This window comes from Pseudomonas sp. GL_091 (genome assembly GCF_057837725.1).
The window spans coordinates 6,564,078-6,584,604 of record NZ_CM174451.1; the positions used below are offsets into that span (position 1 = coordinate 6,564,078).

General features: G+C 59.2%; 19 protein-coding genes and 1 tRNA gene. 15 read left to right on the forward strand and 5 right to left on the reverse strand.

Going from position 1 to position 20,527, the window contains the following annotated elements:
* The first annotated feature begins 2 nt into the window (after positions 1 to 2).
* Positions 3 to 79: transfer RNA gene (locus AC3ITY_RS29970), tRNA-Ile, on the forward strand.
* Between the two features lie 161 nt (positions 80 to 240).
* Here the strand turns inward: AC3ITY_RS29970 and AC3ITY_RS29975 are convergent.
* Genes AC3ITY_RS29975 through AC3ITY_RS29985 form a run of 3 tightly spaced genes read right to left on the reverse strand, consistent with a single transcriptional unit; the run spans position 241 to position 2,406 of the window.
* On the reverse strand, positions 241 to 912 hold the full coding sequence (locus tag AC3ITY_RS29975; RefSeq protein ID WP_223532732.1) for a PP2C family protein-serine/threonine phosphatase: 672 nt from the start codon (positions 910 to 912) through the stop codon (positions 241 to 243).
* Positions 909 to 1,610, reverse strand: coding sequence for a hypothetical protein (locus AC3ITY_RS29980; protein ID WP_489306485.1), 702 nt, complete (start codon positions 1,608 to 1,610; stop codon positions 909 to 911). The genes AC3ITY_RS29975 and AC3ITY_RS29980 overlap by 4 nt, the downstream gene beginning before the upstream one ends.
* A 1-nt stretch (position 1,611) precedes the next feature.
* Positions 1,612 to 2,406 (reverse strand): MarR family transcriptional regulator, encoded by a 795-nt coding sequence (locus AC3ITY_RS29985; RefSeq protein WP_489306486.1) that lies wholly within the window; start codon positions 2,404 to 2,406, stop codon positions 1,612 to 1,614.
* Between the two features lie 828 nt (positions 2,407 to 3,234).
* Between AC3ITY_RS29985 and ltrA the strand changes: the two genes are divergently transcribed.
* The 4 genes from ltrA (at position 3,235) to AC3ITY_RS30005 (ending at position 6,126) form a co-directional block, all read left to right on the forward strand.
* On the forward strand, positions 3,235 to 4,551 hold the full coding sequence (gene ltrA / locus AC3ITY_RS29990) for a group II intron reverse transcriptase/maturase (RefSeq protein ID WP_489306487.1): 1,317 nt from the start codon (positions 3,235 to 3,237) through the stop codon (positions 4,549 to 4,551).
* Positions 4,552 to 4,725: 174 nt separating this feature from the next.
* A complete protein-coding gene (locus AC3ITY_RS29995; RefSeq protein WP_489306488.1) occupies positions 4,726 to 5,037 on the forward strand; it encodes a DUF3077 domain-containing protein in 312 nt (103 codons plus the stop codon).
* A 68-nt stretch (positions 5,038 to 5,105) separates the two neighbouring features.
* Positions 5,106 to 5,708 (forward strand): nucleotidyltransferase domain-containing protein, encoded by a 603-nt coding sequence (locus AC3ITY_RS30000; protein ID WP_489306489.1) that lies wholly within the window; start codon positions 5,106 to 5,108, stop codon positions 5,706 to 5,708.
* Positions 5,698 to 6,126 carry a hypothetical protein gene (locus AC3ITY_RS30005; RefSeq protein ID WP_489306490.1) on the forward strand — a complete coding sequence of 143 codons (429 nt, stop codon included), beginning with the start codon at positions 5,698 to 5,700 and terminating at the stop codon, positions 6,124 to 6,126. Before AC3ITY_RS30000 ends, AC3ITY_RS30005 begins: the two co-directional genes overlap by 11 nt.
* A gap of 15 nt (positions 6,127 to 6,141) precedes the next feature.
* Here AC3ITY_RS30005 and AC3ITY_RS30010 read toward each other — a convergent pair whose 3' ends face one another.
* Complete coding sequence (locus AC3ITY_RS30010; protein WP_489306491.1) at positions 6,142 to 6,822, reverse strand: zinc metalloprotease; 681 nt, start codon at positions 6,820 to 6,822, stop codon at positions 6,142 to 6,144.
* Positions 6,823 to 6,935: 113 nt separating this feature from the next.
* A complete protein-coding gene (locus AC3ITY_RS30015) occupies positions 6,936 to 9,290 on the reverse strand; it encodes a glucose/quinate/shikimate family membrane-bound PQQ-dependent dehydrogenase (RefSeq protein WP_489306492.1) in 2,355 nt (784 codons plus the stop codon).
* A 185-nt stretch (positions 9,291 to 9,475) separates the two neighbouring features.
* On the opposite strand from AC3ITY_RS30015, the gene AC3ITY_RS30020 reads away from it, so the two are divergent.
* From AC3ITY_RS30020 to AC3ITY_RS30065, 10 genes are all read left to right on the forward strand, one after another.
* Positions 9,476 to 9,937 carry an Lrp/AsnC family transcriptional regulator gene (locus AC3ITY_RS30020; RefSeq protein WP_046039454.1) on the forward strand — a complete coding sequence of 154 codons (462 nt, stop codon included), beginning with the start codon at positions 9,476 to 9,478 and terminating at the stop codon, positions 9,935 to 9,937.
* A gap of 221 nt (positions 9,938 to 10,158) precedes the next feature.
* On the forward strand, positions 10,159 to 11,841 hold the full coding sequence (locus tag AC3ITY_RS30025; protein ID WP_489306494.1) for a flavin monoamine oxidase family protein: 1,683 nt from the start codon (positions 10,159 to 10,161) through the stop codon (positions 11,839 to 11,841).
* Positions 11,842 to 11,853: 12 nt separating this feature from the next.
* Entirely contained in the window at positions 11,854 to 12,648 is a 795-nt protein-coding gene (locus AC3ITY_RS30030) for a carbon-nitrogen hydrolase family protein (RefSeq protein WP_489306496.1), read from the forward strand.
* Positions 12,649 to 12,748: 100 nt separating this feature from the next.
* Complete coding sequence (gene pqqF, locus AC3ITY_RS30035; protein WP_489306497.1) at positions 12,749 to 15,178, forward strand: pyrroloquinoline quinone biosynthesis protein PqqF; 2,430 nt, start codon at positions 12,749 to 12,751, stop codon at positions 15,176 to 15,178.
* Positions 15,179 to 15,336: 158 nt separating this feature from the next.
* Complete coding sequence (pqqA, locus tag AC3ITY_RS30040; protein ID WP_003444522.1) at positions 15,337 to 15,411, forward strand: pyrroloquinoline quinone precursor peptide PqqA; 75 nt, start codon at positions 15,337 to 15,339, stop codon at positions 15,409 to 15,411.
* Between the two features lie 81 nt (positions 15,412 to 15,492).
* Entirely contained in the window at positions 15,493 to 16,404 is a 912-nt protein-coding gene (pqqB, locus tag AC3ITY_RS30045) for a pyrroloquinoline quinone biosynthesis protein PqqB (protein WP_489306499.1), read from the forward strand.
* Positions 16,405 to 16,543: 139 nt separating this feature from the next.
* Complete coding sequence (pqqC, locus tag AC3ITY_RS30050; RefSeq protein WP_007993179.1) at positions 16,544 to 17,296, forward strand: pyrroloquinoline-quinone synthase PqqC; 753 nt, start codon at positions 16,544 to 16,546, stop codon at positions 17,294 to 17,296.
* On the forward strand, positions 17,293 to 17,568 hold the full coding sequence (pqqD, locus tag AC3ITY_RS30055; RefSeq protein ID WP_015097086.1) for a pyrroloquinoline quinone biosynthesis peptide chaperone PqqD: 276 nt from the start codon (positions 17,293 to 17,295) through the stop codon (positions 17,566 to 17,568). The genes pqqC and pqqD overlap by 4 nt, the downstream gene beginning before the upstream one ends.
* Positions 17,540 to 18,712: a pyrroloquinoline quinone biosynthesis protein PqqE gene (gene pqqE / locus AC3ITY_RS30060; RefSeq protein WP_108231641.1), complete on the forward strand. Its 1,173-nt coding sequence runs from the start codon at positions 17,540 to 17,542 to the stop codon at positions 18,710 to 18,712. The genes pqqD and pqqE overlap by 29 nt, the downstream gene beginning before the upstream one ends.
* Complete coding sequence (locus AC3ITY_RS30065) at positions 18,678 to 20,504, forward strand: S9 family peptidase (RefSeq protein ID WP_489306501.1); 1,827 nt, start codon at positions 18,678 to 18,680, stop codon at positions 20,502 to 20,504. Before pqqE ends, AC3ITY_RS30065 begins: the two co-directional genes overlap by 35 nt.
* Positions 20,505 to 20,527: the final 23 nt, after the last annotated feature.

Below are 20,527 nucleotides of genomic sequence, written 5' to 3' on the forward strand. Positions count from 1 at the left end.
GAGGGCCTATAGCTCAGTTGGTTAGAGCAGAGGACTCATAATCCTTTGGTCCACGGTTCAAGTCCGTGTGGGCCCACCAAACAAGAAAGCCGCGTTTTTACGCGGCTTTTTCGTGCCTGGTCGGTGGGAGCGACTGGAGTTCTTCAGTTGGAATGACTTCGGCCCCATTTCAAGCCCTTCGACCCACTTCATACGCAAGTGGCGCGCCATCAATGAAAAAACCGGCCAACTCGCAATGTTTTACAGCTTCACATCAATCCAAGTCACATCATCGTCTACATCGGTGATTTCAATGGCAGGAGTTGCAAGCACGTCATCCTGTCGAGCATCGGTCAGCTCCGCCCAAAAGCCATCCGTTGCGAACACCAGACGCTCGCCTGCAGCCACTGAACGGAAAACAAAATCTGGATCCGGGGAACGGTTGGCGCTATAGCAACGGGTGATCAGATTGCGGGCCGGATCAGGCGCAAGTTCCCGATGTGATCGGTCACGCCTCCAGTTCGCCTTGCAATGCGGTGGTGTAAACCACTCGATTCCACCCTCCGCGCTGGTAAAGCCACATGAACAGTCGCCCTCATATGCAAGGGTGAGCTGCCCATGAGAAGCAACACCAACCAAGTAGCTTGTTGTACCGGTGTGCTTAGCAAACAGTGGAGCGTGTAAATCTGTAAGTACAGACCGTAGCAGCTGCTGGACGCCACTATGAGTAGTGTCTTCAGCGCCTTGGCTAATACGGGCCTGACAGGCATCCATCACTGCTTGCACAAATCCATGGGCCAACTGGCCGCTACCGGGCTTCGAAGTGCCATCCACGACAACAAACAACCCCCTGACGCCATCGAATACCGCGCCAGCACAATCATGGTTGGCTTCTCGGGCTCGCCCTTTTACCGATCTGATTTCGTATCTCATGCGAGCAGGCTCAGATCCTTCATACGCTGATGGATGAGCATGCCACGAGCGGGGTTTGCCCGAACCGAGCCTGAGCTTTGAATCGCATAGTCGATGCCGCTGAGCCTAGACAGCTCACCAACCCCTTTGACAATGAATTGCATCAATTCGGTTTCCGCCCGCCGAACCTCCTCCAGTAGCTCCGCGCGCCCATCAATCAAGATAACGATGTCCTCGACATCCTTGTGATAAGGATCGCCTTCTCCGCGCCCGCTGAAGGCTTCCAACTTCGTAGCAAGAAAGTAAGTCGACTTGAAGATCTGTATCTCTAGACCACTGGGTAGCGCGAACTTCACAGCTTGAGCGAGCCCTTCCACGAACCAGCGGTTCGCATAGCCGAGAACAGCCGGATCCGAAGGCATCACATCTACGATGACATCGTTGAAACGAAATCGACAGTTGACCTCGTCTTCCCCTGTGATTTTGAATTTTTTGGCCGCCAGGCGTTCTGTGAGGCGTTGCCAGGCACTAACACCAGCCAATTCGATTACCAAGTCGACATCATCAGTAAACCGGATGTCATCCATGACAGCGGTGTCGGTCACCAGCATTGCCGTCGTGCATCCACCAACAAAGGCAACTTCAGCCAAAAATTCTTTGCCCAGACCTTCAGCCACATACTCGATCAGCTCGTAATTATGGTTAGAATTTGATGCCATCTTATTTCAGCCCCATCCCCGCCTTGAGTATGTTGACCGCTACTGCGCACTCTCTAGGTCCGCCAACGCGGATCGCATCAACGAGCGCCAAATAATGATAAAGGGTTCGGTCCTTCTTCACCGCGTCTGGAACAGTTTTGTAGAGCGGCTCTATCGCCTGACCGCGCTCACTCCCCAAAGGATCTGGCCAAACTGGAATGAGCCCACCAGCACTTTTGAGGCTCTTGGACAGCGCTGGCGCTGCAAAGCCGGTGGGGATGCCGCGAACAATTGCACCTAGCTTTACTGGGTAAAAGTATTTGAGGGCATGCTCCGTGATTTTCACGAGTTCTCGGCGGTTCACCTTCGGGAGAGAGGTGTCGTAGTCGTTGGTGAGCAACCCCGCCTCACGACACCGTGCCATTGAGTTCGAAACCTCACTTTTACTCAGGCCAAGAGATGCCGAGAGTGCACGCAAGGAGTAACTTTCAATCCAGGTTGACACTGGGGGGGACGGAACCGCGTCCGACCACCCCTCCCACTTGTCAGCATCCCCCATGGGGGTATCAAGCTCCTGCACGCGATAAACTGTGTCTTCAGGATCAGGGTTGTGAGCAGCCAATGCGCGACCCACCGGATCGCCAGCCACCATTGGTGAGTTCACACTGGGCTCCAGTAGCGTTTCAACGAAATCCGCCATTGACTCCGATTCCATTCTTCCAAAAAGCTTCTCCTCCTGCGCGTGGAGACTAGCCATTTTAAAAAGAAGCAAAATATCTTGACTCTTCATGAACTCAAAAAGCCTCGCTGTCCACATTCCATAAAACGTGGACAGTTGTCGCACGAGAAAAGTTTTACAGTCAAGCCATTTTACGACCGGCCTGATTATCGTGCCGGTACTGATGGGAGGCTGTGTACGTCAAACTAAAACGCCGCGTTTCATTTGCAGTTTTTTTGCCTGATTGTTTGGTTTTGTTTACTGAAGGTGACGCAATATCGGATGACGCCTTAGGACCTTGTAGGCAAACTCCGAATCTTCTGTTTGGGCACTTTGCCGCCTTGTTGCGCTTTTCTTTGACGGGATAGTCTCCGGCCGTCGCTGACCATTCAGTGATCGGGCTTGGAAACCCGTCGAAATTGGACGCAACAGTTTGCCCATCACGATATTGAGTTATGGCGGCTGTGCGCGGGACGCCCTCGGGCGTGCCGGTTTCGTGCGCCCAGCATGGGCGCAATCTTGTGGGTGCAAGTCCCACCGTAAGTTGACCACAGCAAACGAAGTGAAGCGCAACTGCATGAGGGTGACCGAGTGTGGGGAGGAAGCGTGGAGCGAAGCCGCGAGCTGATGTACAAAAATCGAATATGAGGCGAAGTCGGCCAGGGCGAGCGGGCGAATAACCGCGAAGCTCTAGTGGTCAAAAGGGCGACGACGTAGATTCGGCAGTTGTGCGGTGAAGGATTGCGTTCTTACCTGGGGAGATCTCGCCTAGCGCCTGAAAGGGCGACGGCGCAAGCCGGAGCGAGAAGTCAGCAGAGGCCGTAGTAGTCTTTTTTTTTTAAGACGAAGGGCCGAACGAGAGAGAGCGTAGTAGGCCACCTTGATGCGACACGACCGGAAGTCAGATGCCTGCCAAACGCGGGGCGGATGCGGAGAAAGAGCGGTGAAGCCGTGAATCTCCCTGTCAGCGACGAGGCATGTTGCCCGCAAGGTGATACCGAAAGCGCAGGGCAAGGGTTGCTGCAATGCGCCTTTGCGAGAGAAAACCTGCAACAAGCGTGGAAGCGAGTCAAAGCCAATAAAGGTGCAGCGGGTGTCGACGGTCTGGACATTGATCAGACAGCTCAACATTTGCTGACAGAGTGGGCTGGGATTCGCCAACAATTGTTGTCAGGGGCGTATCGGCCCAGCCCGGTACGCCAAGTGGTCATCCCAAAACCCGACGGCGGCGAACGCGAGCTGGGTATCCCGACGGTCACCGACCGCCTTATCCAGCAAGCACTACTGCAAGTTTTGCAGCCTCTACTTGATCCTACCTTCAGTGAACACAGCTACGGTTTTCGTCCGGGTCGTAATGCTCACAGCGCGATTCTCGCGGCACAGCACTATGTATCCTCGGGCCGGCAAATCGTGGTGGATGTGGATCTTGAAAAGTTCTTTGATCGAGTCGATCACGACATTCTGATTGATCGTTTAAGCAAACGGATTGCAGAGCAGCCGGTTATCCGGCTGATCCGGGCTTATCTGGACGCCGGAACGATGAAGGATGGCGCGGTTGAAAAGCGCCGTTGCGGGGCGCCGCAAGGCGGCCCGTTATCGCCCTTATTGGCGAACGTGCTGCTGGACGAAGTGGATCGTGAGCTCGAACGCCGAGGGCATTGCTTTGTGCGCTATGCCGACGATGCGAACGTTTATGTTTGCAGCCAAAAGGCAGGCGAGCGAGTAATGGCATTACTCCGGCGCCTGTATGAAAAGCTGCACTTGAGCGTCAACGAGAGCAAAAGTGCAGTGGCGAGTGCGTTTGGCCGCAAGTTTCTGGGCTACGAGTTCTGGTCCAGAAGAGGCGAAGTCAGGCGCGCGGTTTCATACAAAGCACAGAAGCAGTTCAAGCAGCGAATCCGCCAGCTTACCCGGCGCAACTGCGGCCGCAGTATGCAGCGGGTTGTCGATGACCTTCGCCGGTATCTGTTGGGTTGGAAAGCGTACTTCAGTCTGTCGCAAACTCCGAAAATCCTGCGTTTGCTGGAGGAATGGATACGGCACCGACTAAGGGCTATTCAACTGAAACAATGGAAACGCGGAACGACGGCTTTCACAAAGCTGCAGGCGCTGGGCGCCAATAGGGATGATGCACAAAGAGCAGTGGGAAACACCCGCCGCTGGTGGCGTACTAGCTGTCTTGGGTTGAATCGGGTGCTGAATCTGGCTTGGTTTGACCGCCTGGGATTGCCGCGTCTGTCCTGACCTCAATCTCTCGAACCGCCCGGTGCGGACCCGCATGCCGGGTGGTGTGGCAGGGGAACGGCAAGGCCGTCCCCTATGCCGATCTAGTTTCCCGGTTTTCCAACCTGCGCGCAGCTGCCACCCATTCGCTTGGAAACGAATGTGACAGCTCCTTAAAAAATTAGGAGTTTGAACATGAGCACATCCACACCTTCAGAACTAAAAACCGTCGGCTTCACACCCTTCCTGTATCTCTCGGACCAACCACTGTTCCACGTCTGCCGCGACGTCCCCATCGCCGATGCCCTGGCCCAAGCCTCCGACCTGCTGTACCTCGCCAAGTCCCTGACAGTCGATGCCGCCTACGCCCAAGACTCCGACCGCCACGCCTGGGCCGCGCACTATCTGACGACGATGAGCAAAGCGGTGATTGATGATGTGGTAAAAGCGCTGACGCGGCGGTCTGTTCAAACGAGAAAGGAAGCAGACCCATCGAAAAACACATAATCACGGCAGAGTTGAAAATTCCCAAAAAGGGACCTATCGTTCCCTTTTTGGGACTTATAGAGTCAACCATGCCTGCCATCCCGCTCAGCGATGCTCTCTTTACTGCCACTCAGCAAAAAGTGCTGGGCATGTTGTATGGCAAACCGGATCAGAGCTTCTATGCCAATGAAATATCCCGCTGGGCGCAGGTCGGCAAGGGCAGCCTGATGCGAGAGCTGGAGCGATTGCATAGTGCAGGCATTCTCACCATGAGTCGACGGGGTAATCAGACGCACTACCAAGCCAACCCTGAATGCCCCATCTATGCAGAACTGCTTGGGATAGTCCGTAAGACTTTTGGCATTGCAGAGCAGCTGCGTGCGGCCTTGATTCCACTGAATGATCAGTTGGTATGGGCGTTCATCTATGGCTCCATTGCCAAGGGTAACGAGCATGCAGGCAGTGACATTGACCTGATGCTGATTGGCGAAAATCTCAGTTACAGCGACTTGATGGAACGGGTACTACCCGTAGAGGAACAGCTTGGCCGCACCATTAACCCAACGCTCTATACCTTGGCCGACTGGCAAGCCAAGAAGGCGGCCGGCAACAGCTTTGTAGTGCGGGTTGAGCAACAGGAAAAAATTGATTTGATTGGCCGCAATCCAGCAGAGGTAGCCGATGGGCAGTAACGAAAATCTGGAAAACCTGGTGCGTAGCGGCGGCCTCAAAGCCGAACCGCCAGATCGCAAGGAATGTGAAGGGCTGCTGAGATCGGCCACGGACCGTTTGAAGGATGCTCACAGTTCAGCCCTGTCCTTTGCTAGTCGCTTCGACCTCGCCTACAACGCCGCCCATGCTCTGGCACTGACTGCCATGCGTTTGCAGGGTTTTCGCTCCGACCGTCGCTATCTGGTATTTCAGTGCCTGATACATACTCTCGGTCTGAACAAAGTCCATGTACGCCTGTTCGCGCTCTGTCACGAGCGCCGCAATCTGGCTGAGTACGAAGGTTATATGGATGTGGACGAAACCCTTCTGGCTGAACTGTTAGCGGCGACTGATGCACTGTTGCCACTGGTGCAAGACGCTATGCTCGCGAGCAAATAACGCTTCGACCCTTCGTTACTTCCAGTGCTGAACGACATCACCGCAATTGTCAGTCCAAACACGTAACGAAGGGATGGCCTGCACCGCCCGCAACCGTTCCAGCATCGGCCCGGGGAACACCACCTCATACGTATCCGCCGCCCGCCCCCATTGCTCAACAAGAGCCATACCGCCCACCAGCACCACAGCCAATTCGACAATCGTTTCGGCCTGATCCTCTATGATTTTTTGCGTCCGAACCCACAGCCGATCAGTCATCGCTTTAAGCTGCGCCGTTATTCGCTCACCCGACGCTGGATCGGTATCGGGGCAGGCAATGTTGCGCAGCAAATGCTGAAGCTCCCTGATTTTTGCGTAATCCTGTTCCGCCCCTTGCTCGCCTTTGAGGATGGCGGTGGCTTTGGGCTTGTCGACGCGTTTTGCGGCTGAAGGTTTTGAAGGGAGGGTCTGCGCCATTGCGCCAGCCAGGAGCACCATCATTCGGGCCTCCAGATGTTCCTTCATGGCTTCCATCGACGAAATTGGGCGCACCAGGGTAATGGAGGCCCCTCCCTGGTGCCGCAGATCCTTGGTCACTGTCAGGGTCACGCCGCCCGTTTCAAATCCCAGGGCGCGGGCCATCACATAGTGCCCCATTTCATGATGGGCGATCTGCAATGCACGGTCCCGTACAGCAGCAGGTAGCTTCGTTGTCATGTCCTTCGCCTCGCACCCTCGACTGCCTCAATCCTAGCCGATTTCCATACCCTCTCTTTCGCCCAAGAAAAAGCCGCGCAATGGCGCGGCTTTTCTGACTCAAGCTTCAGCCCTTACTTGGGCAAAGCGTAGGCAATCACATAGTCCCCACGATCCGTCGACTGACGCGCACCGCCCACCGTCAACAGGATGTACTGCCTGCCGGTTTTCGGTGAAACGTAAGTCATCGGCCCGGACTGGCTGCCCACCGGTAAGCGCGACTTCCAGATTTCGTTGCCGTTGCCGGTATCGAAGGCGCGCAGGTAGAAGTCCTGGGTGCCAGCGAAGAACAGCAGGCCCGACTGGGTGGCCAGCGAAGCGCCGAGGGTCGGCATGCCGATCGGGATCGGCAGGTGCATGCGGATGCCCAGCGGGCCGGTGTCCTGCACGGTGCCGACCGGTACTTGCCACATCAGCTTGTGGGTCTTGAGATCGATGGCCGACATGGTGCCGAACGGTGGTTTCTGGCACGGAATGCCGACCGCCGAGAGGAAGCGTTCGCGCATGGCGCCGAACGGCGTGCCTTCCTGCGGTACCACGCCCATTTCGATACCGCTGGCCCCGGCTTTGATCTTGTCGCGCGGGATCATGTAGTTGGCCAGGCCCAGGCGCATGTCGTTGACGAACATGTAGTGGGTGTTCGGATCAACCGAGACGCTGCCCCAGTTCATGCCGCCCAGCGAGCCCGGGAATTGCAGGGCGCGGTCCATGCCCGGCGGGGTGTAGACGCCTTCGTGGCGCATGCCTTTGAACTGGATGCGGCACATCAACTGATCAAACGGCGTGGCGCCCCACATGTCGGCTTCGCTCAGGGTCTTGTTGCCGATTGACGGCATGTCCACCGAGAACGGCTGGGTTGGCGAGTAACGTTCGCCGGGAACCTTGCCTTGCGGCACCGGGCGCTCTTCGACGCGGGCAATCGGCACGCCGGTTTCGCGGTTGAGCAGGAAGATCTCGCCCTGCTTGGTGACTTGCGCCAGGGCTGGCTGGGTGCCGCCCTTGTCATCCGGCACGTCGTAAAGCAGCGGTTGCGCCGGCAGGTCGAAGTCCCACAGGTCGTGGTGAGTGGTCTGGAAGTGCCAGCGCACCTGGCCGGTCTTCACATCGATGGCGACGATGGACGAGTTCCACTTGTCGTCGAACTCGGTGCGTTGACCGCCGAAGAAGTCAGGGGTGGCGTTGCCGGTTGGCAAGTAAACCAGACCGAGCTTGGCGTCGTAGGACATGGCCGACCAGACGTTCGGCGTGCCACGGGTGTAAGTTTCACCGGCCGGCGGACGTTTGGTGGTGTTCGGGTTGCCCGGATCCCACGCCCATACCAGCTCACCGCTGCGCACGTCGTAGGCACGCACCACGCCCGGCGGTTCGCCGGTGGAGTAGTTATCGGCCACGCGGCCGCCGACGATCACCACGTCTCCTGCGACCAATGGGGTCGAGGTTTGCTGGTAGTAACCGGGCTTCACTTCGCCCATGTCAGTAGTCAGGTCGACGGTGCCTTTGTTGCCGAATTCTTCGCAGGGCTTGCCGGTGTCGGCATTGATGGCGATCAGGCGCGCATCGCCGGTCGGCAGAAACAGGCGTTTCGTACAGGCGGTTGGCTGACTGTCCGAAGACACCGGGGTTTCGGAATAGCCCAGGCCACGGCAGCGCTGCCAGTTGGGCGCGGTGCCTTGCGGGTCGAACTTCCAGCGCTGGGCGCCGGTGTCAGCATCCAGGGCGAAGACTTTGCCGTAGGCGGTGCAGGTGTAGACCGTGTCACCGATTTGCAGCGGGGTGTTCTGGTCTTCGGCACCGGCGCCGGTGCTTTGCGGGATGTCGCCGGTGCGGAAGGTCCAGGCGACCTGCAGCTTGTCGATATTGCCCTTGGTGATCTGGTCCAGCGCGGCAAAGCGGTTGCCGGCGGTGGTGTTGCCCCAGTGCGCCCAGTCTTTCTGTTCGGTACCCGGAGTGACCGGCGTTACCGCAGGTACAGTGGTGTTTTTGACCACGTGGGTCGGCACGAACATGTAGGCCATCGTCGCAACGACGCCCACACCCAGAATGCCAGCCAGACCGTAGGCGCCACGCCCGCCGGTCGCGCCCGAAGCGCGGACCAGGGTCGGATAGATCAACGCCACCACCAGACCGATCACGGCGAAGGTCAGCACCCGTGAGACCAGCGGCCAGTATTCAAGACCCGCATCCCACACCGCCCAGATCGCAGTGAGGAGCAACGCCACACCATACAGCCAGGCGCCGAGCGGCTTGCGCCGGGCAATCATCAACCCGGACGCCAGCATCGCCAGCCCCATCAGCAGGAAATACCAGCTGCCACCCAGCGCGATCAGATAGCCACCGCCACCGGCCAGGCCGAGCCCGATCAGTGCAATCAGCACACCCAGCCCCGCCAGCAACCATTTGCTGCCGGCGGCAGCCCCAGAATTGTTCATGTCGGAAATTTTCCCCATTTGTGACAAGGGCGGAATAATGTACTACCTAGTTACTTATGGCAATTTGTCGCAGGCAAAAATGTCATGAACGGTATTGAGGCTGGATCAAATCTCCGTCGCGAGCGTCCTGCAGGAACTGCCTGTAACATGCTTGCGCACTGATCCATGCCGCTGGAGATAACCCTTTGCCTGACACTCGCACGCCTGTTCTCGATGAAATCGACCGCCAACTGATTGCCGCCCTGCAGATCAACGCCCGCGAGAGCGTGGCCATGCTCGCCCGGCAACTGGGCATCGCCCGTACCACCGTCACTTCGCGCCTGGCGCGGCTGGAAAAGGCCAAGGTGATCACCGGTTACGGCGTGCGCCTTGGGCAGCGGGTGGTGGATGGCGGGTTGCAGGCGTATGTGGGGATAACCGTGCAACCGCGTTCCGGCAAGGAGGTGTTGCGACGCCTGAGTGCAATGGCGCAGGTGCAGCAGTTGTGTGCGGTGAGTGGCGAATTTGATTATGTGGCGTGGTTGCGCACCGATTCGCCGGAGCAGCTGGATCAGTTGCTGGATCAGATTGGCAGTGTGGATGGGGTGGAGAAGACCACGACGTCGATCATCTTGAGTAGCAAGATTGATCGGGGGCAGCCGGTTTGAGTTTCTGCCTGTAGTTTTTTGGCGCCTGAGCTGGCCTCTTCGCGGGCAAGCCCGCTACCACATTGGTCAGTGTGTGCATCATGATCGTCATACTGACCAATAAAACAGCAAAATGACGACACTTTGCGTCTTATTAACGTGTTCTGTGCTCTCTAGAATGGCTGGCATCTTTTCCTATACTCAGATGCGCATTCCGCGTCGGGTCGCCAGCAAGGTCAGCCATGAACAAGAACAATCGCCATCCTGCAGACGGTAAGAAACCAGTCACCATTTTCGGCCCGGACTTTCCTTTCGCCTTCGACGACTGGATCGAACACCCGGCCGGGCTGGGCAGCATTCCCGAGCACAATCACGGTGCCGAAGTGGCGATTGTCGGCGGCGGGATCGCCGGCCTGGTAGCGGCGTATGAGCTGATGAAGCTGGGCCTGAAACCAGTCGTCTACGAAGCCTCAAAAATGGGCGGCCGTCTGCGCTCCCAGGCATTCAATGGGGCCGAAGGCATCGTTGCCGAACTGGGCGGAATGCGCTTCCCGGTGTCGTCCACCGCGTTCTATCACTACGTCGACAAGCTCGGCCTGGAAACCAAACCCTTCCCCAACCCGCTGACGCCCGCGTCGGGCAGCACGGTGATCGACCTCGAAGGTCAGACCCATTACGCACAGAAGCTGTCGGACCTTCCTGCATTGTTCCAGGAAGTGGCTGACGCCTGGGCCGACGCCCTGGAAGCCGGCTCGCAGTTCTCCGATATCCAGCAAGCCATTCGCGACCGCGACGTGCCGCGCCTCAAGGAACTGTGGAACACCCTGGTGCCGCTGTGGGACGACCGCACCTTCTACGACTTCGTCGCCACCTCCAAGGCGTTCGCCAAGCTCTCGTTCCATCACCGTGAAGTGTTCGGCCAGGTCGGTTTCGGTACCGGCGGCTGGGACTCGGACTTCCCCAACTCGATGCTGGAAATTTTCCGCGTGGTGATGACCAACTGCGACGATCACCAACACCTCGTGGTCGGCGGCGTGGAACAGGTACCGCAGGGCATCTGGCGCCATGTGCCGGAGCGTTGCGCGCACTGGCCGGCCGGCACCAGCCTCAGTTCCCTGCACAACGGCGCACCGCGCACCGGCGTGAAGAAGATTGCCCACTCGCCGGGTGGCCGTTTCGCCGTCACCGACAACTGGGGCGACACCCGCGAGTACGCCGCGGTGCTGACCACCTGCCAGAGCTGGCTGCTGACCACCCAGATCGAATGCGACGAAACCCTGTTCTCGCAAAAGATGTGGATGGCCCTGGACCGCACCCGCTACATGCAGTCGTCGAAGACTTTCGTGATGGTCGATCGCCCGTTCTGGAAGGACAAGGATCCGGAAACCGGCCGCGACCTGATGAGCATGACCCTCACTGACCGCCTGACCCGTGGCACCTACCTGTTCGACAACGGCGACGACAAGCCGGGGGTGATTTGCCTGTCGTACTCGTGGATGAGTGACGCGCTGAAAATGCTGCCGCAGCCGGTGGAAAAACGTGTGAAGCTGGCATTGGATGCGTTGAAGAAGATCTATCCGAAAGTCGACATCGCCGCGCGGATCATCGGCGACCCGATCACCGTTTCGTGGGAAGCCGACCCGCATTTCCTCGGCGCGTTCAAAGGCGCCCTGCCCGGCCACTACCGCTACAACCAGCGCATGTACGCGCACTTCATGCAGGACGACATGCCCGCCGAACAGCGCGGGATCTTCATCGCCGGCGACGACGTTTCGTGGACGCCGGCCTGGGTTGAGGGTGCGGTACAGACCTCGCTCAACGCGGTGTGGGGCATCATGAAACACTTCGGCGGTGCAACTCACGCCGAGAATCCGGGTCCAGGAGATGTATTCAACGAGATCGGACCGATCGCCCTGCCCGAGTAAGAGGAATCCGAAATGCGCGTAGCCCTTTACCAATGTCCACCGCTGCCTCTGGATGTCGCTGGCAACCTGCAACGCTTGCAGCAGCTTGCGCAGGAGGCAAAAGGTGCCGACCTACTGGTGCTGCCGGAGATGTTCCTGACCGGCTACAACATCGGCGTCGATGCCGTCAGCGTATTGGCGGAGGTGTACAACGGTGAGTCGGCGCAGCAGATTGCGCGCATTGCCAAGGCTGCCGGGATCGCCATTTTGTATGGCTATCCCGAGCGCACCGAGGACGGGCAGATCTACAACGCCGTGCAGTTGATCGACTCTAACGGCGAGCGCATCTGCAACTACCGCAAGACCCATCTGTTCGGCGATCTGGATCACTCGATGTTCAGCGCAGGCTCCGACGAGTTTCCCATCGTTGAGCTCAACGGCTGGAAGCTCGGTTTCCTGATTTGCTACGACTTGGAGTTTCCGGAAAACGCCCGGCGTCTGGCCCTGGCCGGTGCAGAACTCATCCTGGTGCCGACCGCGAACATGATTCCGTTCGATTTCGTCGCCGATGTCACCGTGCGCTCCCGTGCCTTCGAAAACCAATGCTATGTGGCTTACGCCAACTACTGCGGCCATGAAGGCGACATCCATTATTGCGGCCAGAGCAGCATCGCCGCACCGGATGGCAGCCGTATCGCCCAGGCCGGGCTGGATGAAGCACTGATCGTCGGCGAGCTGGATCGGCAGTTGATGCTCGACTCCCGCGCCGCCAATCGCTACCTGATCGATCGTCGTCCCGAGCTTTACGGCGACCTGAACAAGCGCTAGTCCTAGGGGGCGTTCTCAATTAGTTTCCCGCGGCGCGGAAACTAATTGAGAACGCCCCCTAATCCGCTAGCATTGGCACTTCACTGTTCTGGAAGTGCCCATGCCCGCGCTGAATCCCCTTCGCCCCCACACTGAAACCCTGGCCAACGGCCTGCGGGTGACGCTGCGTCATGCCCCGAATTTGAAGCGTTGCGCAGCAGCGTTGCGGGTCGCCGCGGGCAGCCATGATGTGCCGCTGGCGTGGCCTGGCCTTGCGCATTTTCTTGAGCATCTGCTGTTTCTCGGTACCGAGCGCTTTCCCGCCGGGCAAGGGTTGATGGCCTACGTCCAGAGTCATGGCGGCCAGGTAAACGCACGAACCAGCGAACGCACCACGGACTACTTTTTCGAACTGCCACCCCAGGCGTTTGCCGGTGGGTTGGAGCGTCTGTCAGACATGCTCGCCCATCCGCGTATGAATCCGGACGACCAGCAGCAGGAACGGGAAGTTTTGCAGGCGGAATTTGTCGCCTGGTCGCAGGATGCCGCGGCGCAGCAGCAGTTTGCGTTGTTCAATGGCCTGGCCGAGGCTCATCCGCTACGGGGTTTTCATGCCGGCAATCGCGACAGTCTGCCAGTGGATCAAGCCGATTTTCAGCAGGCTTTGCAGGGTTTTTATCAGCGCTATTACCAGACCGGGCAAATGACCCTGAGCCTGGCCGGACCGCAGAACCTCGATGAATTGAAAGCGATGGCCGAAGCCTTTGGCGGCGTCATTGCCAAAAGCGAAACAGTCACGCAACAAGCGCCTACACCTCTGATGGACGCACCGGACAAAAGTTATCAACAGGCTGGCGAACGACGTCTGGACTTGCTGTTTGCTCTCGAAACACTGCCTGACAACTCTGCCGAAGCGCTGGCATTCCTGTGCCACTGGCTGAACCTGGCAAAACCCGGCAGCTTGCTGGTGGACCTGCGCGAGCGCGGGCTGGCCGATCACTTGAAAGCCCAGCCGCTGTACCAGTTCGCCGGGCAAGCCTTGCTGCATATCGAATTCACCCTGCCCGCCGCCGACTTGGCAACAGGCATCCGCGAACGCCTGATGGACTGGCTCGGTTTCTTTGCCGAGCAAGACTGGAACCGATTGCGCGAAGAGTACGCCACCCTGCTCCAGCGCCAGCAGCAAATCAGCAGTGCCTTGCAACTGGCCCGACTGGACAGCGAACAACGCGAAGTCGGGTTATCCGAGCCGGGCGTTACAGCCCTCAAGCAAATCCTTCAACAAATCGGCGCTGTGGATAACTTCAGCGGGCCATGGCAATTGCCGGCACCCAACCCGTTCTTACGCTCCGAGGCAGCGGCAGCCAACGCCGGATTGATTCGTGGCCAGACCAGCGCCCACCGCGGCCTGCGCACTTTTGCCCAGGATCGCTCGCGCAGCCGTCGTGAACGTTCGCCGATGCAATTCAGCCAGGCATGGCCGGACAACGGTGCTGAAGGTGCGATTTATCTGCGCTGGCGTCTGGACTCGGCTCCCGGCAGCGACCTTCAATCACGGCTAGAAAACCACCTGCAACCGTTACGCGAAGACGCGCATCAGGCCGGTGTGGATTTTTCCTTCAGTGCATCGGGCAACGAATGGCTGCTAAAACTGAACGGGCTACAGGAGCCGATGCCCAGCGTCCTGGAGCATGTGCTGAAAGAACTGACAAAACCCGATGCCGTTGCCTCACAAGCTGAATCGACCAGCGTTGCGTTGATACCGATTCGACAACTGCTCAAGGCATTGCCCGATCACTGCCTCGGGCACACCGCGAACTCGGATGACATGCTGCCACTCTGGTCGAGTGCGCAATGGGACGGGCTGGCCATCGGGTTATCGGCTCAGACTCAAGCGGCCATGGGCCTGGCCTTGAGCCGCATACCCGGCACGCCGGACAATCAACTGACGCCGCCCTCTTCGATCCTTGCACAGCATCTGTGGAGCACTGTCGATACCGCCTCCAGTGAGCACGCGTTGCTGCTGTTCTGTCCGACAGCCACCCAGGAAATGGCCGACGAAGCCGCATGGCGTTTGCTCGCGCATGTCTGCCAGACACCGTTCTACCAACGCCTGCGGGTGGAGCTGCAACTTGGCTATGCGGTGTTCAGCGCCCTGCGCCAGATTCACGGGCAAACCGGGCTGCTGTTCGGCGTGCAATCGCCAAGCGTCGCACCTGTGGAGTTGCTGCAACACATCGAGCAATTCCTGAATCGATTGCCGGAGCTGATCCACTCGCTCGACGACACCACCTTCAACGCTCAACGCCAGTCCCTGGCGGATCAGTTTTCCAGCGCTGCGCTCACCACGGGTCAAGCGGCCGGATTGCTCTGGCAGGGCAAGCTGGCCGGCCGCTCGTCGGATTATTTGACGCAATTGCCCGAGGCCATTGTGCGCATTGACCGGACCGCTTTACTGGCTGCGGCCCGACGCCTGAATCAGGCCGAAGGCGGCTGGCTGTGCCTTGCCAACAGCGCTGCACCAGACGCGCCATGGCAAGCGGCAAAATGATCTTTACCGGGGCTGCAAGGAGCTTTCTCAAAGTTTCACGGGCAATTTCTTTGAAATTTTGAGTAACATAGCAACCTAACTATCTGGAACATCTCTGACTTGAGGTGGACTATACCTATAGATAGCGCTGTCCCACCCTACCTGAAGGAGTTCAATTTATGGCCTGGACCAAACCTGCCTACACCGACCTGCGTATTGGCTTTGAAGTCACCATGTACTTCGCAAGCCGCTAATCTCAGCTTTGGCAGAGATGCAGCACAACGCCTCGGTTATCCGAGGCGTTTTATTTTCAGCGTTGAAATGATGGAGCGTCCATGTTTGTCCAGATTCTAGGTTCCGCTGCCGGCGGCGGCTTCCCCCAGTGGAACTGCAACTGCGTGAACTGCGCGGGCTTTCGCAACGGCAGCCTGCGGGCCAAGGCGCGGACGCAATCGTCCATCGCGATTTCCGATGACGGCGTGAACTGGGTGCTGTGCAACACCTCCCCGGACATCCGCGCCCAACTCCAGAGCTTCGCCCCGATGCAACCGGGCCGCGCCCTGCGCGATACCGGGATCGGCGCGATCATCCTTATGGACAGCCAGATCGACCACACCACCGGCCTGCTCATGCTGCGTGAAGGCTGCCCGCATCAGGTCTGGTGCACCGACATGGTCCATGAAGACCTGAGCACTGGTTTTCCGCTGTTCACCATGCTGAACCATTGGAATGGCGGGCTGACCTGGAATCGCATCGAACTCGACCAGAGCTTCAGCGTACCGGCCTGCCCGAACCTGCGCTTCACCCCGCTGCCACTGCGCAGCGCTGCACCACCCTACTCACCGCACCGCTTCGACCCGCATCCGGGCGACAACATCGGCCTGATCGTCGAAGACCTCAACACTGGCGGCAAACTGTTCTACGCACCGGGTCTGGGCAAGGTCGATGCGCCGCTGCTGGAAATCATGGCCGGCAGCGATTGCCTGTTGGTGGATGGAACGTTGTGGGATGACGATGAAATGCAGCGGCGCGGCGTCGGTACCCGTACCGGTCGCGAGATGGGACACCTGGCGCAGAACGGCCCCGGCGGGATGCTTGAAGTGCTGGAGCAACTGCCCAAGCAACGCAAGGTGCTTATCCACATCAACAATACCAACCCGATTCTTGATGAGGATTCGCTGGAGCGCGCAGAGCTGGATCGGCGCCAGGTTGAAGTGGCGTATGACGGCATGAGTATTGTGTTGTAAGTAGTCGAGACCGCTGCGCGGTCTATCGCGAGCAGGCTCGCTCCCACAGGGGTATGCGATCAGCTGTGGGAGCGAGCCTGCTCGCGAAGAGGCCAGCTCAGGCACCAAAGAATCCACCGGTCCTACCCGGAGAACCGCAATGACTGACACCCCAATGTCCCCCGCCGAATTCGAAGCGGCCCTGCGTGCCAAGGGCGCCTATTACCACATCCACCACCCCTATCACGTGGCGATGTACGAAGGCCGGGCCACTCGCGAACAGATCCAGGGCTGGGTCGCCAACCGTTTCTACTATCAGGTGAACATTCCCCTGAAGGACGCGGCGATACTCGCTAACTGCCCTGACCGCGAGATCCGCCGCGAATGGATTCAGCGCCTGCTGGACCACGATGGTGCGCCCGGTGAAGACGGCGGCATCGAAGCCTGGCTGCGCCTGGGCCAGGCCGTGGGCCTAGACCCGGACCAACTGCGCTCCCAGGAGCTGGTGCTGCCCGGCGTACGCTTCGCCGTGGACGCCTATGTCAATTTTGCCCGCCGCGCCAGTTGGCAGGAAGCCGCGAGCAGCTCGCTGACCGAACTGTTCGCCCCGCAGATCCACCAATCGCGCCTGGACAGTTGGCCCCAGCATTACCCGTGGATCGACCCGGCCGGCTACGAGTATTTCCGCACGCGCTTGGGCCAGGCACGGCGTGATGTCGAGCATGGTCTGGCGATCACGTTGCAGCACTACACTACCCGTGAAGGCCAGGAGCGAATGCTGGAAATTCTCCAGTTCAAACTGGACATTCTTTGGAGCATGCTCGATGCCATGAGCATGGCCTACGAACTGAAACGCCCGCCGTATCACAGCGTGACCGGGGAACGGGTCTGGCACAAAGGAATCACCTTATGAGTTTCGATCGCAGCAAGACCCCGACCTGGCGCCCTGGCTACCGCTTCCAGTACGAGCCGGCGCAAAAAGGCCATGTGCTGCTGTACCCGGAAGGCATGATCAAGCTCAACGAAAGTGCCGCGCTGATCGGTGGTTTGATTGACGGTGAACGGGATGTCGCGGCAATCATCAATGAGCTCGACCAACAGTTCCCCGGCGTGCCCGAGCTCGGAGACGACATCGAGCAATTCATGGAGGTTGCCCGTGCGCAGCACTGGATCGAACTTGCCTGACTCATCGGTGCAAGTACCGCCCAAACCCGAGGTCGGCCTGCCGCTGTGGCTGCTCGCCGAGCTGACCTATCGCTGCCCGCTGCAATGCCCGTATTGCTCTAATCCACTGGATTTCGCCGAGCAAGGCAAAGAGCTGAGTACCGAGCAGTGGATAAAAGTATTTCGTGAAGCGCGGGAAATGGGCGCGGCGCAACTGGGCTTTTCCGGTGGTGAACCGTTGGTGCGTCAGGACCTCGCCGAGTTGATTGCCGAAGCCCGAAAACTGGGTTTCTACACCAACCTGATCACCTCCGGCATCGGCCTGACCGAGCAAAAAATCAGCGACTTCAAGAAGGCTGGTCTCGATCACATCCAGATCAGTTTCCAGGCCAGCGACGAGCAGGTGAACAATCTGCTGGCCGGTTCGAAAAAGGCCTTTGCACAGAAACTGGAAATGGCCCGGGCGGTCAAGGCCCACGGTTATCCGATGGTGCTGAACTTCGTCACCCATCGGCACAATATCGACCAGATCGACCGCATCATCGAGCTGTGCATCGCCCTGGAAGCGGACTTCGTCGAGCTCGCCACTTGCCAGTTCTACGGCTGGGCGCAACTCAATCGCGTTGGGCTTTTGCCGACCAAAGAGCAACTGGTGCGCGCCGAACGCATCACCAACGAATACCGCGCCAAACTGGAGGCCGAAGGGCATCCGTGCAAGCTGATTTTCGTCACGCCGGACTATTACGAAGAACGCCCGAAAGCCTGCATGAATGGCTGGGGCAGTATTTTTCTGACGGTCACGCCAGACGGAACCGCCCTGCCCTGTCACGGTGCCCGACAGATGCCGGTGCAGTTTCCCAACGTGCGCGATCACAGCATGCAGCACATCTGGTACGACTCGTTCGGCTTCAACCGCTTTCGCGGTTATGACTGGATGCCCGAGCCGTGCCGTTCCTGTGACGAGAAAGAAAAAGACTTCGGCGGCTGCCGCTGCCAGGCGTTCATGCTCACCGGTGATGCCAGCAACGCCGACCCGGTGTGCAGCAAGTCGCCACAACACGGCGTGATCCTCAAGGCCCGCGAAGAAGCCGAACACGCCACCCAGACCATCGACCAACTGGCCTTTCGCAATGAACGAAACTCACGCCTCATCGCCAAAAGCTGAACCTTTCAGCGCTGCCAAAGCCGTGGCCGCCGGAATCGACTTTGCCGAACTGCAGGTCGGTCGACCGGGCCTGTTCTGGAACGAGTACCGCCCCGAAGACGCGGCCTGCCGGATCTGGCATTGGCGCGACGGTGCAGCGAAGTGCCTGACGCCACCGGGGTTCAGCGTGCGCAGTCGGGTGTACGAGTATGGCGGCGGCGCGTTTTGTCTGACGGACGACGGCCTCGTTTTCGTCAACGAGGCCGACCAGCAGTTGTATCGGCAATCACTGCAACACGAAGCGCCCGAAAGGCTGACGTCCGGGGCGTGCCGTTATGGCGATCTGCAGTTCGCCAACGGCCAGGTGCTGGCGGTCGAGGAGCATCGCGACCAATACCGACTGGTGGCAATCGATCTGCTCGATGGCGCACGTCACCTGCTGGCCGAGGGTGCTGATTTCTACGCGGCACCGACGCTGAGCCCTGATGCCCGGCGCCTGGCCTGGATCGAGTGGAGTCGCCCGGATCTGCCATGGACAGCGACCCGCTTGATGGTTGCCGAACGCCTCGCCAACGGCGGCTTTGCCGAGGCCCGTTGTGTGGCGGGCGACGGCGTTCAAGAGTCTGTGCAACAACCGCGGTTTGATGCCAGCGGTCGCTTGTATTGCCTGACGGATCGCGCGGGTTACTGGCAGCCATGGGCGGAATCTGAAAAAGGCCTGAGCCCATTGCCAAGTGCCAGCGCCGACCATGGCCCCGCGCCTTGGCAACTTGGCGGCAGCACCTGGTTACCGCTGAGCGACGATAGTTATCTGGCCAGTTGGACCGAAGGCGGGTTTGGCCGATTGGGCATAGGCGGCGATTCCAGCGTCGACTTCACCGGCGACTACAGCCGCTTCCGTCATCTCGCCGTGGATGAGCAGTTCATCTATTGCATCGCGGCGTCGCCCGTCAGTTCAACCGCCGTCATCGCCATCGACCGCCAGAGCCGTCAAGTGCAAGTACTGGCCGGCGGTATCGCACCGCTTGCTCCCGAACAGATCAGCCGCCCGCAAACCTTGCGTTACCCAAGTGGCTCAGGCGAAGCCCACGGTTTCTTCTACCCGGCGATGACCGGCGAGGCGAAACCGCCATTGGTGGTGTTCATCCATGGTGGCCCGACCTCGGCGTGCTACCCGATGCTCGATCCGCGTATCCAGTACTGGGCACAGCGGGGCTTCGCCGTGGCCGACCTCAACTATCGCGGCAGCAGTGGTTATGGCCGGGCCTATCGCCAGGCACTGCACCTGAGTTGGGGCGACGTGGATGTGCAAGACGCCTGCGCCGTGGTCAGTTACCTCAACGAACGCGGCTTGATCGACGGCCACCAGGCCTTCATTCGCGGCGGCAGTGCCGGCGGCTACACCACCCTCTGCGCCTTGGCCTTTCACAACGTGTTCCGCGCCGGCGCCAGCCTGTATGGAGTCAGCGATCCGGTGGCTCTGGGGCGCGCGACCCACAAATTCGAAAGCGACTATCTGGATTGGCTGATCGGCGATCCGCAAATGGATGCCGAACGCTACGCCGCCCGCACACCGCTGCTGCATGCCAGCAACATCCGCGTGCCGATGATCTTCTTTCAAGGAGAACTGGATGCCGTGGTCGTCCCGCAGCAGACCCGCGACATGGTCACGGCGCTGCAAGACAACGGCATCCTGGTCGAAGCGCATTACTACGCCGATGAACGCCATGGCTTTCGCAAGGCCGGCAATCAGGCCCATGCGCTGGAGCAGGAGTGGTTGTTTTATCGGCGGGTGATGGATTCAGTGGACTGAAGCCTGCGCCCATTGCCGAAACG